At 47.9% G+C, this 12,219-nt stretch carries 15 protein-coding genes; all 15 read left to right on the top strand.

Annotated elements, in window-relative coordinates:
• Positions 1-15 precede the first annotated feature (15 nt).
• The 15 genes from DESDE_RS20215 to rpiB all read left to right on the top strand — a co-directional run bounded on the left by DESDE_RS20215 (position 16) and on the right by rpiB (position 12,206).
• Positions 16-1,098: a lipid II:glycine glycyltransferase FemX gene (locus DESDE_RS20215; RefSeq protein ID WP_014795886.1), complete on the top strand. Its 1,083-nt coding sequence runs from the start codon at positions 16-18 to the stop codon at positions 1,096-1,098.
• 33 nt (positions 1,099-1,131) lie between these two features.
• Positions 1,132-2,316, top strand: a complete 1,185-nt coding sequence (gene alr / locus DESDE_RS20210) for an alanine racemase (protein ID WP_014795885.1) — start codon at positions 1,132-1,134, stop codon at positions 2,314-2,316.
• Positions 2,317-2,357: 41 nt separating this feature from the next.
• Entirely contained in the window at positions 2,358-2,714 is a 357-nt protein-coding gene (locus tag DESDE_RS20205; protein WP_014795884.1) for a response regulator, read from the top strand.
• 166 nt (positions 2,715-2,880) lie between these two features.
• Positions 2,881-3,552: a hypothetical protein gene (locus tag DESDE_RS20200; protein ID WP_014795883.1), complete on the top strand. Its 672-nt coding sequence runs from the start codon at positions 2,881-2,883 to the stop codon at positions 3,550-3,552.
• 2 nt (positions 3,553-3,554) lie between these two features.
• Positions 3,555-4,409: a class II fructose-1,6-bisphosphate aldolase gene (locus DESDE_RS20195; RefSeq protein WP_014795882.1), complete on the top strand. Its 855-nt coding sequence runs from the start codon at positions 3,555-3,557 to the stop codon at positions 4,407-4,409.
• A gap of 14 nt (positions 4,410-4,423) precedes the next feature.
• Positions 4,424-5,065, top strand: a complete 642-nt coding sequence (gene fsa / locus DESDE_RS20190) for a fructose-6-phosphate aldolase (RefSeq protein ID WP_014795881.1) — start codon at positions 4,424-4,426, stop codon at positions 5,063-5,065.
• Positions 5,066-5,347: 282 nt separating this feature from the next.
• Positions 5,348-6,322 carry a class II fructose-bisphosphatase gene (glpX, locus tag DESDE_RS20185; protein ID WP_028305648.1) on the top strand — a complete coding sequence of 325 codons (975 nt, stop codon included), beginning with the start codon at positions 5,348-5,350 and terminating at the stop codon, positions 6,320-6,322.
• A 52-nt stretch (positions 6,323-6,374) separates the two neighbouring features.
• Entirely contained in the window at positions 6,375-7,064 is a 690-nt protein-coding gene (locus tag DESDE_RS20180) for a M23 family metallopeptidase (protein WP_014795879.1), read from the top strand.
• A 132-nt stretch (positions 7,065-7,196) separates the two neighbouring features.
• Positions 7,197-7,394 carry a 50S ribosomal protein L31 gene (gene rpmE, locus DESDE_RS20175; protein WP_014795878.1) on the top strand — a complete coding sequence of 66 codons (198 nt, stop codon included), beginning with the start codon at positions 7,197-7,199 and terminating at the stop codon, positions 7,392-7,394.
• Between the two features lie 138 nt (positions 7,395-7,532).
• Complete coding sequence (prfA, locus tag DESDE_RS20170) at positions 7,533-8,600, top strand: peptide chain release factor 1 (RefSeq protein ID WP_014795877.1); 1,068 nt, start codon at positions 7,533-7,535, stop codon at positions 8,598-8,600.
• On the top strand, positions 8,600-9,457 hold the full coding sequence (gene prmC / locus DESDE_RS20165) for a peptide chain release factor N(5)-glutamine methyltransferase (protein WP_014795876.1): 858 nt from the start codon (positions 8,600-8,602) through the stop codon (positions 9,455-9,457). Before prfA ends, prmC begins: the two co-directional genes overlap by 1 nt.
• 5 nt (positions 9,458-9,462) lie before the next feature.
• Positions 9,463-10,509, top strand: a complete 1,047-nt coding sequence (locus DESDE_RS20160; protein WP_014795875.1) for an L-threonylcarbamoyladenylate synthase — start codon at positions 9,463-9,465, stop codon at positions 10,507-10,509.
• Positions 10,510-10,581: 72 nt separating this feature from the next.
• The gene (locus DESDE_RS20155; RefSeq protein ID WP_014795874.1) at positions 10,582-11,169 is read left to right on the top strand and encodes a manganese efflux pump MntP; all 588 of its coding nucleotides are present in this window, start codon (positions 10,582-10,584) and stop codon (positions 11,167-11,169) included.
• A gap of 12 nt (positions 11,170-11,181) precedes the next feature.
• On the top strand, positions 11,182-11,628 hold the full coding sequence (locus tag DESDE_RS20150; protein WP_014795873.1) for a low molecular weight protein arginine phosphatase: 447 nt from the start codon (positions 11,182-11,184) through the stop codon (positions 11,626-11,628).
• 128 nt (positions 11,629-11,756) lie between these two features.
• A complete protein-coding gene (rpiB, locus tag DESDE_RS20145) occupies positions 11,757-12,206 on the top strand; it encodes a ribose 5-phosphate isomerase B (RefSeq protein WP_014795872.1) in 450 nt (149 codons plus the stop codon).
• Positions 12,207-12,219: the final 13 nt, after the last annotated feature.

The raw sequence follows: 12,219 nt of genomic DNA, 5'->3' as shown, positions 1-12,219 counted from the left end.
CGGGAGGCTGTTGGGATGCCATATACAGCAAGACTGATAGATAACGCTGAAAAAGAGCGTTTTGATGAATTTATGGCTCGCCACTCGAAGGGTCATGTACTGCAGACCTGGGGCTGGGGAGAACTTAAAAATAGAACCGGCTGGAAACCATGGCGTTTAGTCCTTGAAGACCATGGTGAAATTGTAGCCGCCATCTCTATTCTCGAACGGAAGATACCTGTCGTGGGAATTCCCATTTTTTATGCTTCCCGGGGACCCGTTCTCGATTGGACCAATCACGAATTATTTGATGCCCTTCTTCTCGAGGTTAAAAAATTAGCCCAAAAGCGGGGGGCTATTTTCCTGAAAATCGACCCGGATGTTCCCTCTTCAGACAAAGATTTAGAGAATTACTTGAAGAGCCGGGGGTTCCGAAGTGCAGAAACCGGCAAGGGCTTCGAAGGAGTTCAACCTAAATATGTCTTCCGTCTGGACATCGCCCCTGACGAAGAGACTCTATTGGCTCAAATGCACCAGAAGACCCGCTATAATATTAAATTAGCGACAAAAAAGGGAGTCACCATCCGCATTGGTACTAAAGGAGATTTGCCCGATTTTTATCGAGTGCTCAAGGAAACTACGGAGAGAGATAAATTCCTGGTCCGGGCCTACTCCTATTTCGAAGATATGTATGATGAACTTCATTCTGCCGGCATGGCGGAGCTATTCATTGCCGAATATGAAGGACAGATTATCGCAGGTACCTTGGCCCTGATTATCGGAGAAAAGGCCTGGTATCTCTATGGTGCCTCTTCTAACTCCCATAGAAATGTGATGCCCAATTATCTGATTCAATGGGAAATGATCCGCTGGGCTAAATCCAAAGGCTGCACCCTCTACGATTTCCGCGGGGTACCTGGCCATCTCACCGAGGACAATCCCCTCTATGGCCTTTACCGTTTCAAAAAAGGCTTCAACGGAGAGTACACCGAATTCATCGGCGAATGGGATTTGGTCTATCGTCCTGTGGTCTACTTCCTCTGGAACACCCTTGAGCCGGTATACTCCGATGTGGTCAAAGGAATTATCGGGAAGCTGCGGCAGAGAAATAAAGGGTAAAATGAACAAACTCACAAAAGGTGGCGATACTCTATGAGTGATGCATGGATTGATATTGATCTGGACGCCATAGCGAATAATTACCGAGAAATAACTCAGCATCTTAGCCCGGGTGCACGAGTCATGAGCGTAGTCAAAGCTGACGCCTATGGCTTGGGAGCGGTTCCTGTTGCCCGTACGCTCCAAAAACTTGGCTGCCAGGCTTTTGCGGTGACCACTGCGGAAGAAGGTCTTATTCTGCGTGAGCATGGAGTGGAAGGGATTATTTTGGTTTTGGGGCCGGTATCCTCGGAGCAAATGGCAGAGGCCCTTGAAGGAGACCTCCAGCTGACCCTATCGGATTTTTATATGCTAAGGAAATGGGAAGCTGTCGCTGCAGAATTGGGCAAAGAGGCTAAAGTCCACCTTAAGCTGGAGACGGGAATGGGGAGAACCGGCTTTTTCGAGAAGGATTGGGAACTACTTGCCGGGTTATTAAAGGAATCCCCCCACATCACCCCTGTAGGCGTCTATACCCATCTGGCTCGGGCTGCTCAACGGGATCAAGCCTATACCCGGCAGCAAGTGGAATGTTTTCAGAGAGGGGTAAAAGTTCTCGAGGAACATGGGTTTACAGGCTTATGGAAGCATGTGTGCAATAGTGCTGCCTTTTTGGACTATCCTGAATGGCATTATGATTTTATTCGGACGGGAACCCTCTTGATCGGCCACTTCCCTGCCACGGCCTTTGCAGGCAAGCTTAAACTGCAGGATCCATGGGTTGCCAAGGCCCGTATTGTTAGCCTGCGCCGGGTACCCAAAGGAACCTTTGTCGGCTACCAAAGTATTTATCGAACTAAGGCCGAGACTCAATTAGCTGTGATTCCTGTGGGTTATGCCGATGGATTTGGTGTTCAGCCTCATTTTGTTCCCCAAGGAGTTTGGGATTTTATTAAGATTGTCATCAAGAACTTTTTAGCCCTTTGCGGAATTTATAGGGGACAAGAGACTGTGACCTTACAAGGGCATAAGATTCCTGTTGCCGGAAAGATTGGTATGCAGTTAACGGTTCTTGATGTAGGAGATCTTTCTTGCGAGACGGGGGACGAGGTGGTTCTGCCTCTGAGACGGACCCAAGCCAATCCGCGATTATTAAGACAATATTGGTCTGAAAAAAGATTAATCGCGAAACGCAATATAAAAGAAGGATTTTTACAATCTTATCCAGAATATCCATAAATAATAGTAGTGAGGAATCACTAGAGGAGAGGGGGCAATTTATGGCTAATATTTTGGTTGTAGATGACCAAATGGGGGTGCGAAGGCTCCTCTTTGAAGCCTTTAAAGAGGAGGGCCATCTGGTAAAAATGGCGGAGAACGGTAATGAAGCCCTGCGTGTACTCGAAGATTACAAGCCGGACTTAATTATTATGGATATGAAAATGCCGGAAATGAATGGGATTGATACCCTCAAGGAGATTCGTACCTTTAACCAGGATGTCCAGGTCATCATGATGACTGCTTATGGGGATGCACAAAATATGGAGAGAGCACAAGAGCAAGGAGTAAGGCATTATATCAGCAAACCTTTCGACCTTTTTGAGCTGCGGGATGTGGTTCGCGATTTGCTCAAATAAATTATATAGTATAGATTTTTAGTCAAAAATTGATTTTGTTTCGGAATTTTTGAGGTACCATGGCATTAATTGTTGTGAGGTTACCTCTTATTTTTTTAGATAAAAGATGGAGGAAAAACCCCCCCACTTGCCGAAGTATAGTTTCGAGTAGAAAGAGGTGGGAAAATTGATCCTGACAACCCATACATCCGTTGCTATGCAGTGTCCCAAATGTGGAGAATTAGAGTTTCACGCCCTTTCACTTTTTGCGTTTTCAGGTAAGGGACGTGAAAGTTTATATTGCCGTTGCGGCGAATCCTTAATGTCTGTGGCGAGCAGAGACCACAAGAATTTCAATGTTTCCTTTAATTGTGCTTTTTGTGGTAAAGTACATTATCTGCGCTTAAAGAGAAGAGCCTTTTGGGGCAAGAACGCCATCCCTTTGCTATGCCCGGAAGTAGAGGCTTCCACAGGCTTTGTCGGTCCCAAACAAAAGGTAGCCCAAGCTTGTCAGGAGCGGGAGAAATCCATCGCTGAACTGGCTTCGGAACTGGGCTATGAGGATGAATTTGAGAATCCGGAGGTTATGCTAAAACTCCTGGACCATCTTCATAATTTAGCCAGGGACGGAGCTTTAGGTTGTAAATGCGGCAACCATAATCTAACCTTTGAGCTCTTGCCGGACCGCATCGAGCTCTATTGTGAGATTTGCGATGCGGTAGGTGTGATTTACGGAGAAAACACGGAAAACATTCGGATCTTCGAGGGAATGACATCCGTGAATTTGGATGAGAATAAGACCGTACTGTTAAATTGTACACAGCACGGACATTTTTGTAAGGTAATTGAGGAGGAATAAGAATGAGTTTGGTACCAATGGCTCAGCTTTTACTTGACGCCCAGAAAGGGCACTACGCAGTGGGAGCATTTAATTGCAATAATATGGAGATTGTTCAAGCCATTGTGAGTGCGGCAGAAGCAGAAAAATCCCCGGTTATCGTTCAGGCAAGCCAAGGAGCGATTAAATATGCGGGAATTGAATATATAGCTACCATGACCCGTTTGGCAGCTGAGAAAGCCAGCGTGCCTGTGGCCCTCCATCTTGATCATGGAACCAGTTTTGCTCAAATTATGAGTTGTGTAAGAAATTCCTTTACTTCCGTTATGATTGACGGATCGAAGCTTCCCTTGGAGGAGAATATAGGGTTGACCAATAAAGTCATCGAAGCAGTCCGTCCTCTCGGAGTCTCCGTAGAGGCAGAGCTGGGTAAGATCGGTGGAACGGAAGACGATATTACCGTCAGTGAGAAAGAAGTTCTCTTTACTGATCCCGCAGAGGCTGAGCGTTTTGTCAGTGAGACGAAAGTGGATGCCTTAGCCATTGCCATCGGTACTGCCCATGGTCAATATAAAGGAGTGCCTAAGCTTGATTTCCAACGCTTGACAGAGATCCGCAAGAGGGTTAATGTCCCCATCGTGCTTCACGGATCGTCAGGAGTGCCGGATGAAGCCATTCAAAAAGCTATTTCCCTGGGGGTATGTAAAGTCAATATTGATACAAACATCCGGGAGGCCTTCGTAGCCGCTGCCCGCAAAGTAATGGCTGATTATCCCCAGGAGATTGATCCCAGGAAAATGCTCGGACCGGCACGGGAAGCCACCGTCGAGATCATCCGGGAGAAGATCCGGCTCTTTGGGAGCAGTGGAAAAGCCTAAGGAGGAGGAGTGTCATGGAATTTTTATTGGACTCAGCCAACCCGGAGGAGATTAGGCAGGCATGGGACATGGGAGTCATCGGGGGGATAACCACCAATCCCAGTCTGGTAGCCAAAGAAGGAAGAGATTTTCACCAGCTTTTGCAGGAGCTCGTTCAAATTGTTGATGGCCCTATTAGTGCCGAAGTGATTGCTTTAGATGTGGCTGGGATGCTTCAAGAGGCTCGGGAGCTTGCCGCCATGCACCCCAATATCGTCATCAAAATTCCCATGACGGAAGATGGGCTCAAGGCGGTCAAAGTTCTAAACGCCGAGGGCATTAAAACCAATGTGACCTTAATCTTTTCAGCAGTTCAAGCCTTGCTTGCCGCTCGGGCGGGAGCGACCTATGTTAGCCCCTTCCTGGGCAGACTTGATGATATCGGTGAAAATGGACTTCTTTTATTGGCTGATATTTGTGAGATTTTTGGAGTCCATGGACTAGAGACGAAAGTCATCGCTGCCAGTATCCGTAATCCTGTTCATGTGACGGAAGCGGCCAAAACCGGTGCGGATTATGCCACTGTTCCCTTTCATGTTTTGTGCCAACTCTTTAAGCATCCCTTGACTGAGGCCGGCATTCAGAAGTTTTTAGCCGATTGGCAAAAGCTTAAATAGCAGGATTATAAGTGGCGGTTAGCAATGATAAATTTTAAATAAAAGCTCTGGCAGACGATTTTCGGCTGATAGAGCTTTTCTTTTAGCACATTGTACTCTGCCTTGCATCTATAAAAAAAGTATGGGACAATTACAGATGGTGTTTATGAATAGTGGAATCGTTGTTTGTAAAGCAGCCAAGACTTTGCGAAATGGATAAAAGATGCAACTCATTTCTCATTGAGTTAGGATTAGGTTGGAGTTAAATAATTTGGAGGGATCATCATGAATAATGAAATGGCCATGGAACGGGAACTCACCATGGAATTTGCCCGGGTTACTGAGGCGGCAGCATTGGCTTCGGCTCGTTGGGTTGGTCGTGGAGATAAAGAAGCCGCAGATGATGCTGCAGTACAAGCCATGCGCTCAGTGTTTGACACGATTCGTATGCAGGGGACGGTTGTCATCGGTGAAGGGGAAATGGATGAAGCTCCCATGCTCTACATCGGTGAAAAAGTAGGAAGCGGAGAAGCTCCGGAATTGGATGTAGCCGTCGATCCCTTGGAAGGAACGAATAGTGTAGCCAAAGGCTTAGCCGGAGCCATTGCTGTGGTCGCTATAGCCAAAAAAGGCGGCCTCTTACATGCTCCGGATATGTATATGGATAAAATTGCCGTCGGACCTCAAGCCAAAGGCAGAATACACTTGGATGCCCCGGTCAAAGAGAATTTAGCCAATGTGGCTCAGGCTCTGGGCAAGAGTATGGATGACCTTACCGTAGTTATCTTGGATCGCTCCCGTCATGATAAGATCATTCATGAGGTTCGGGAGGCGGGAGCCCGGATTCGCCTCATCACTGACGGAGATGTATCGCCGGCGGTGGCTTGTGCTATTGAGGGAACCGGAGTAGATGTCATGATGGGGATCGGCGGAGCTCCGGAAGGGGTACTGGCTGCGGCTGCTTTACGGTGTTTAGGCGGAGAAATGCAGGGAAGGCTTTGGCCGGAGAATGATGAGGATATCCTGCGGGCTCAGAAGTTAGGCGTTCATGATATCAATAAACTTTTAACGATGGATGATCTGGTCTGCTCTGATGATGTCTTTTTTGCAGCTACCGGTATCACAGAAGGCCCACTGCTTAAAGGTGTGCATTTTACTTCCCAAGGAGCCCTAACCCATACTGTGGTTATGCGTGGAAAAACGGGGACAGTCCGCTTTATTGAGGCACGGCATCGTTTTGACAAAAAGCCCGCTTATGCCATGAAGGGTGTCCAGTAGGTATTTTTTACCTGGACATGGGTAAAGCTACCCTTGAGGTGGTTATTTAACAATGAATAATGAAGGACATGGGCAGAGGGCATTGTATCGTAAAGGGTGTGCCCTCCTGTTTATGTGTTGTTTCTGGATTAATGCCTGGTCTTCCGATGCTTTTTCTCAAGAAGAACAGGCTACCTATTCTGTAGTCACACTTCAAGAAGGACAAAGCCTTGACGATTTGGCTAAAAAGTATCAGACGACCAGGTCTCAGATTCTGTTGGATAATCCATCGGTAATCGCGAACCCTGAGGCTACACTGACCATTCGGGAGAATACCGTTCAGGAGATCCCTGCGGTGGTCGAAGCCTTATCCCGCGGGGCATCCTTAACCTGGAGCTGGCCGGTCTCTGGCCCCATCAGTTCAGATTATGGCTGGCGAAAGGGAGAATTTCATCATGGTATTGATTTTGCCATTCCCCACGGAACGGAAATTCTTGCCGCTCGCGAGGGCAAGGTCGTTAAAGCCCAATGGATCGATATTTATGGTTTGACCGTGCTTTTGGACCATGGTAATGGAGTGCAAAGCCTTTATGCCCATAATCAAAAACTCCTGGTACGTCCAGGAGAGTGGGTTGAGCAGGGGGATCGTATCGCCTTGGCGGGAGATACGGGAAGAAGTACGGGTCCCCATCTTCATTTTGAGATTCGCTTGAATGGGAAAGCTGTTGACCCCAAGCCCTATTTGCCCCGAAACCCAACCTAAAACGACTCGGTTCTTAACGAAAAAAATAGTTGAGGGCATTGAAGCATTCTATGTTTTTTGCCTTGACCTGTATGAAGCCAATGTGCTACAATGTTTAGAGTTGACGACTCGGTTGGGAAAGAAGGTGACGACATGAAAGAAAAGACACACCCTAAATATGAACAAACCACTATCACTTGTGTATGTGGGGAAGTAATTCCTACCGGCAGCACTAAGAAAGATATTAAGGTGGAAATTTGTTCTAAATGCCATCCCTTCTATACCGGTGTTCAACGTTTTGTTGATAGTGGTGGACGAGTGGATCGCTTTAAGAAGAAATATGGCATGTAATATGAACAACGGCCTGCGGTCGTTGCTAGAGAAAAGGCGGAGCGCATGCTCTGCTTTTTCTTTCACCATAAGGTGTATAAAATTAGTGCAAGAAGCCTTGGAAATCCAAAAATTAAATGGCTACTTGAGGTGTAATAAATGCAAAGAAAATTAATTGAAATTGAAAGGCGCTATGATGAGCTTACCCAGCTCTTAAGCGACCCCGAGGTCATTGCCAATCAGGCTGAATGGCAAAAGTATGCCAAAACTCAGGCAGGAATGACGGATATTGTGGAAGCCTTCCGTGACTATTCGGAGATCCTTAAACATCTTGAAGAGACACAAAGTCTTCTTGAGGAAAAATTAGACCCTGAGTTTAAGGAAATGGCCGAGCTGGAGCTCGAGGAACTAACTGAAAAGCGGGATGAGTTAGAAGAGAAAATGAGAATTCTGCTCTTACCCAAAGATCCTAATGATGACAAAAACGTCATTATGGAAATCCGCGCCGGCGCAGGTGGAGAAGAGGCGGCTCTTTTTGCCGGAGATCTTTATCGAATGTATACCAAATACGCGGAGCATCAAGGCTGGCGTACGGAGCTCCTCAGCGCCAGTTACACCGATATTGGGGGCTTTAAGGAGATTATCTTCCTTATTGAAGGACAAGGGGCTTATAGCAAACTGAAGTTCGAAAGCGGTGTCCACCGGGTGCAGCGGGTACCTACTACAGAATCCGGCGGTCGGATCCATACTTCCACCACCACGGTAGCGGTGCTTCCCGAGGCGGAAGAAGTGGATGTCGATATCAACCCCAACGATTTGCGGATTGATATTTTCTGCTCCAGCGGTCCCGGGGGACAGTCGGTCAATACCACCCAATCAGCGGTCCGCATCACCCACGTTCCCACAGGTACCGTTGTCTCTTGCCAAGACGAGAAATCCCAGCTGAAAAATAAAGAAAAAGCTCTACGGGTTTTGCGGGCTCGTCTATTGGAACGTGCCCAGGAAGAGGCTATGGGAGAATTGGCCAGTGAACGCCGCAGTCAGGTGGGAACCGGCGATCGCAGTGAGCGAATCCGCACCTATAACTTCCCTCAAGGTCGGGTGACAGATCATCGCATTGGCTTGACCCTTCATCGCTTAGATTCCATCTTGTTAGGAGAGCTGGATGAGGTGATTAATGCCTTAATCACTACGGATCAAGCTGAGCGTCTGAAATCGGAGGCATAATGCGTATCATTGATGCTCTTTTATGGGGAGAGCAAGAATTAAACCTTGCCCAAGTGGAAAATCCGCGCTGGGATGCGGATCTCCTGCTTGGGCATATTCTCAGCTTAAGGCGGGAACAACTTTATTTGGAGAGAGACCAAGCTCTTAGTTCTGATCAGGAGGCCGCTTATAAACGGCTGATTAGCTGCAGGGCCGAACGGGAACCACTCCAGTATATTTTAAAGCACCAAGAATTTATGGGGCTTGATTTTTATGTAGATGAAAGAGTTCTTATTCCAAGGGCAGATACAGAGATCCTTGTGGAAAAGGTTCTGGAGATAAAAAAGAAATGGAAGCACTCGGCGGATGAGGCCGGTGGTGGAGCTCCCCCCCGCATTGCGGATCTCTGTACAGGAAGCGGAGCTTTAGCGATCAGCATTGCCCACTATTGGCCTCAAGCTGAGGTTGTAGGGACAGACTTATCCAGGAGTGCTCTGGACGTGGCGCAGTTCAATGGAGAGCGTCTGGGAGTGCGGATCAAATGGCGTCAAGGGGATTTCTTGGTACCCATTCGAGGAGATGTTTGGGATCTCATCGTAAGCAATCCACCCTATGTAACTCAAGAAGAATACAGCGAACTCGCCCCGGAAATAGCTAAAGAACCGAGTATGGCTTTTCTGGGGGGAGTAGACGGCTTAGATTTTTATCGGGAACTTGCCCGAGAAGCCCGTTCTTTACTTAAAGAAAAGGGTATGATCCTTGTCGAGATCGGTTGGCAGCAAGGAGATTCGGTAGCAAGACTTTTTCAGCAACAGGGTTTCCACACTCGGATCTTTCAGGATTTGGGGGGGAGAGATCGGGTAGTTTTCGCGAGGTGAGAATTTTGCAAACAAAACGGGTCACGATCAATGCACAGCATCCTGAGACGGAGTGGATTAAGGAGGCGGCCCAGCTGATTCGTGAAGGGCAGTTGGTGGCCTTGCCTACCGAGACGGTCTATGGTTTAGGGGCTAATGCCATGGATGCCAACGCCTGCAAAGAGATTTTTAAAGTCAAGGGCAGGCCTCAGGATAATCCTCTCATCGTTCATGTCTCAGACTTGGAAATGGTCAAAAGGCTGGTGGAGGAATGGACGCCTCAAGCAGCCCTTTGTGCAGAAAAATTTTGGCCAGGCCCTTTGACTCTTGTCTTGGAAAAAACCGCCTTTGTACCGGATGTGGTCAGCGGAGGCCTAGGAACTGTGGCCATTCGGATGCCCAAGCACCCGGTAGCTTTGGAGCTCATTAAGGAAGCCGGGGTTCCTATAGCTGCTCCCAGTGCCAATCTTTCCGGCAAGCCCAGCCCTACCCAGGGAATTCATGTCTGGAAGGATTTAAAAGGCAAGATCCCCATGATTTTGGATGGGGGGACTTGTTCTGTAGGTGTTGAATCCACGGTCTTGGATTTGACCGGTGAAGTTCCTACCATTCTTCGTCCGGGAGGTATCACCAAGGAAGAGCTGGAAGAAGTATTGGGAGAAGTGGTGGTGGATCATCCTTCACCCAATCAGGCCCCTAAGGCTCCGGGGATGAAGTATCGCCATTATGCTCCGAAAGGAGATTTGACCCTCCTTATTGGGGAGAGGAAAAATATTATCCGCAAAATGAGCGACGAGATTCGCAAAGGACACTCCCGTTTAAAGAAAGTAGGCATCCTCTGTACCCTGGAGAGTGCACCGGACCTGCATAGCCAGCTTCCGGATCTGCTCTTTGTCTTAGGGTCAGAGAATGCTCCTGAAGAGGTGGCCGGGAATCTCTACGAAGGATTAAGGCTCTGTGATGAACAGGATATGGACATTATTCTGGCCGAAGGAGTCTCGGAAAAGGGTCTGGGCTTCGCGATCATGAATCGGTTGCAGAAGGCTTCCGGGCACAGGATTGTTCGGGTGTAAGCATGCAACCTCCCCCCATAGCATAGAATACAGAGATATTGTATTCTACCCTTCGAACAGGAGGAATGGGGATTGAATCTTGCATGGATATTGGCTCTGTCCGTTGCTTTAGGGGCGGATGCCTTTTCTCTGGCCTTGGCTATCGGTCTCGTAGGAGTCGGAAAAAGGATGACCTTGAGGCTTTCTCTGTTGGTTGCTGTCTTTCATGTTTTTATGCCCTTAGGAGGGCTGTTTTTGGGACAGACCTTGGGAATATTTCTTGGCCATTTAGCCAGAGGGATCGGTTCCCTGGTTCTTCTATGGTTAGGGGGACGTATGATTTTCCATGTCTGGAGGCCGGAGGCGGAATATATCCCCCTTTCTGAAGCAAGACCGGCTCTTAATCGTAAACAATTGCCGACCGGGGTTTCCCTAAGTGGTATCGGTATGTATGCTTTGGCAGCCAGTGTGAGCTTGGACGCCCTTAGTGTAGGATTTTCTTTAGGGACAGTGGATAGCCGGATCGGGCTTACCGTTCTGGTCATGGGCACTGTGGCTGGAATTATGATGGGGAGCGGTTTGGTCCTCGGCCGTTATGTAGGTTCTTGGTTAGGAAAACGGGCTGAAGTCGTCGGAGGCTTTGTCCTTGTTATCATTGGATTAAGAATGTTACTGGGATAGGAGTAATCATTTGTGCGAATTGTATTTATCTGTACTGGAAATACCTGCCGAAGCCCCATGGCTGAAGGTTTGGCGAGGGAGATTTTGGGACCGGATATTCAAGTGGAATCCGCAGGTTTAGCAGCTTGGGAGGGGGAGCCCGCCAGTGTTCAAGCGGTTCAAGTCTTAAAGGAAAAAGGCATCGATCTCACTTCCCATCAAGCACGCTTAGTGCGTAGAGAAATGCTGGCTACTGCGGATTGGATTGTCCCCATGACCGGTACCCATGAGATGCAGCTTAAGGAGGCTTTCCCTGAGTTCGCCCCAAAAATCAAAAGGTTGGGTAGCTGGGTAAGGGAAAGGAGCCATCAGGATATCTCAGATCCTTGGGGCGGAAGTGTTGAGCGGTATCGCCGGTGTGCTGAGGACATGGCGGCATTGCTTTATGAGGTCAAAACAAGCCTGGAGGGACAGCGATAATAGCTTTGGAAAATGATGGACAAACTAATGATCGATGGTTATTATGTGAAAATTCCTTTTTCATAGCCATAGGCAGGGATTGTCTAATTAATGTAGAAAACTGCTATAGATAATTGGAGGTGTCCCTTTTGAAAATCGCGTTAGGAGCAGATCATGGCGGGTACGAACTTAAAAATGAGATTCGTGCCCATTTAGAAGACCAAGGGATCGAGATCTTGGATTTCGGTACAAACACTAAAGATTCCGTGGATTACCCCAGGTATGGTTTTTTTGTGGGTGATGCAATAAATAAAGGCAAAGCAGACTTAGGAATCGTGGTCTGTGGGACGGGCTTAGGAATCTCTATAGCTGCCAATAAAGTGCCGGGTATTCGTGCTGCAGTCTGCACTGAGACCTATTCGGCACGTATGGCGCGGGAACATAATAATGCCAATGTCTTGGCCCTCGGAGGCAGAGTCACCGGTTTAGGATTAGCCTTGGATATCGTGGATAGTTTCATTAAAACTCCTTTTGCCGGTGGACGGCATGCCTGTCGGGTCGAACTCATCAGTTCTATTGAAAAGGGAGAGACACTCTAATCCCCTGTAGGGA

The organism is Desulfitobacterium dehalogenans ATCC 51507, from assembly GCF_000243155.2.
GTDB classification, from domain to species: domain Bacteria; phylum Bacillota; class Desulfitobacteriia; order Desulfitobacteriales; family Desulfitobacteriaceae; genus Desulfitobacterium; species Desulfitobacterium dehalogenans.
This window is presented reverse-complemented; position numbering and strand designations above follow the sequence as displayed.

Coding starts and splice junctions, on each gene's coding strand:
- DESDE_RS20180 (WP_014795879.1), top strand. CDS start 6,375: ATGAATAATGAAGGACATGGGCAGAGGGCATTGTATCGTAAAGGGTGT.
- DESDE_RS20215 (WP_014795886.1), top strand. CDS start 16: ATGCCATATACAGCAAGACTGATAGATAACGCTGAAAAAGAGCGTTTT.
- DESDE_RS20205 (WP_014795884.1), top strand. CDS start 2,358: ATGGCTAATATTTTGGTTGTAGATGACCAAATGGGGGTGCGAAGGCTC.
- DESDE_RS20195 (WP_014795882.1), top strand. CDS start 3,555: ATGAGTTTGGTACCAATGGCTCAGCTTTTACTTGACGCCCAGAAAGGG.
- alr (WP_014795885.1), top strand. CDS start 1,132: ATGAGTGATGCATGGATTGATATTGATCTGGACGCCATAGCGAATAAT.
- prmC (WP_014795876.1), top strand. CDS start 8,600: ATGCGTATCATTGATGCTCTTTTATGGGGAGAGCAAGAATTAAACCTT.
- prfA (WP_014795877.1), top strand. CDS start 7,533: ATGCAAAGAAAATTAATTGAAATTGAAAGGCGCTATGATGAGCTTACC.
- fsa (WP_014795881.1), top strand. CDS start 4,424: ATGGAATTTTTATTGGACTCAGCCAACCCGGAGGAGATTAGGCAGGCA.
- glpX (WP_028305648.1), top strand. CDS start 5,348: ATGGAACGGGAACTCACCATGGAATTTGCCCGGGTTACTGAGGCGGCA.
- rpmE (WP_014795878.1), top strand. CDS start 7,197: ATGAAAGAAAAGACACACCCTAAATATGAACAAACCACTATCACTTGT.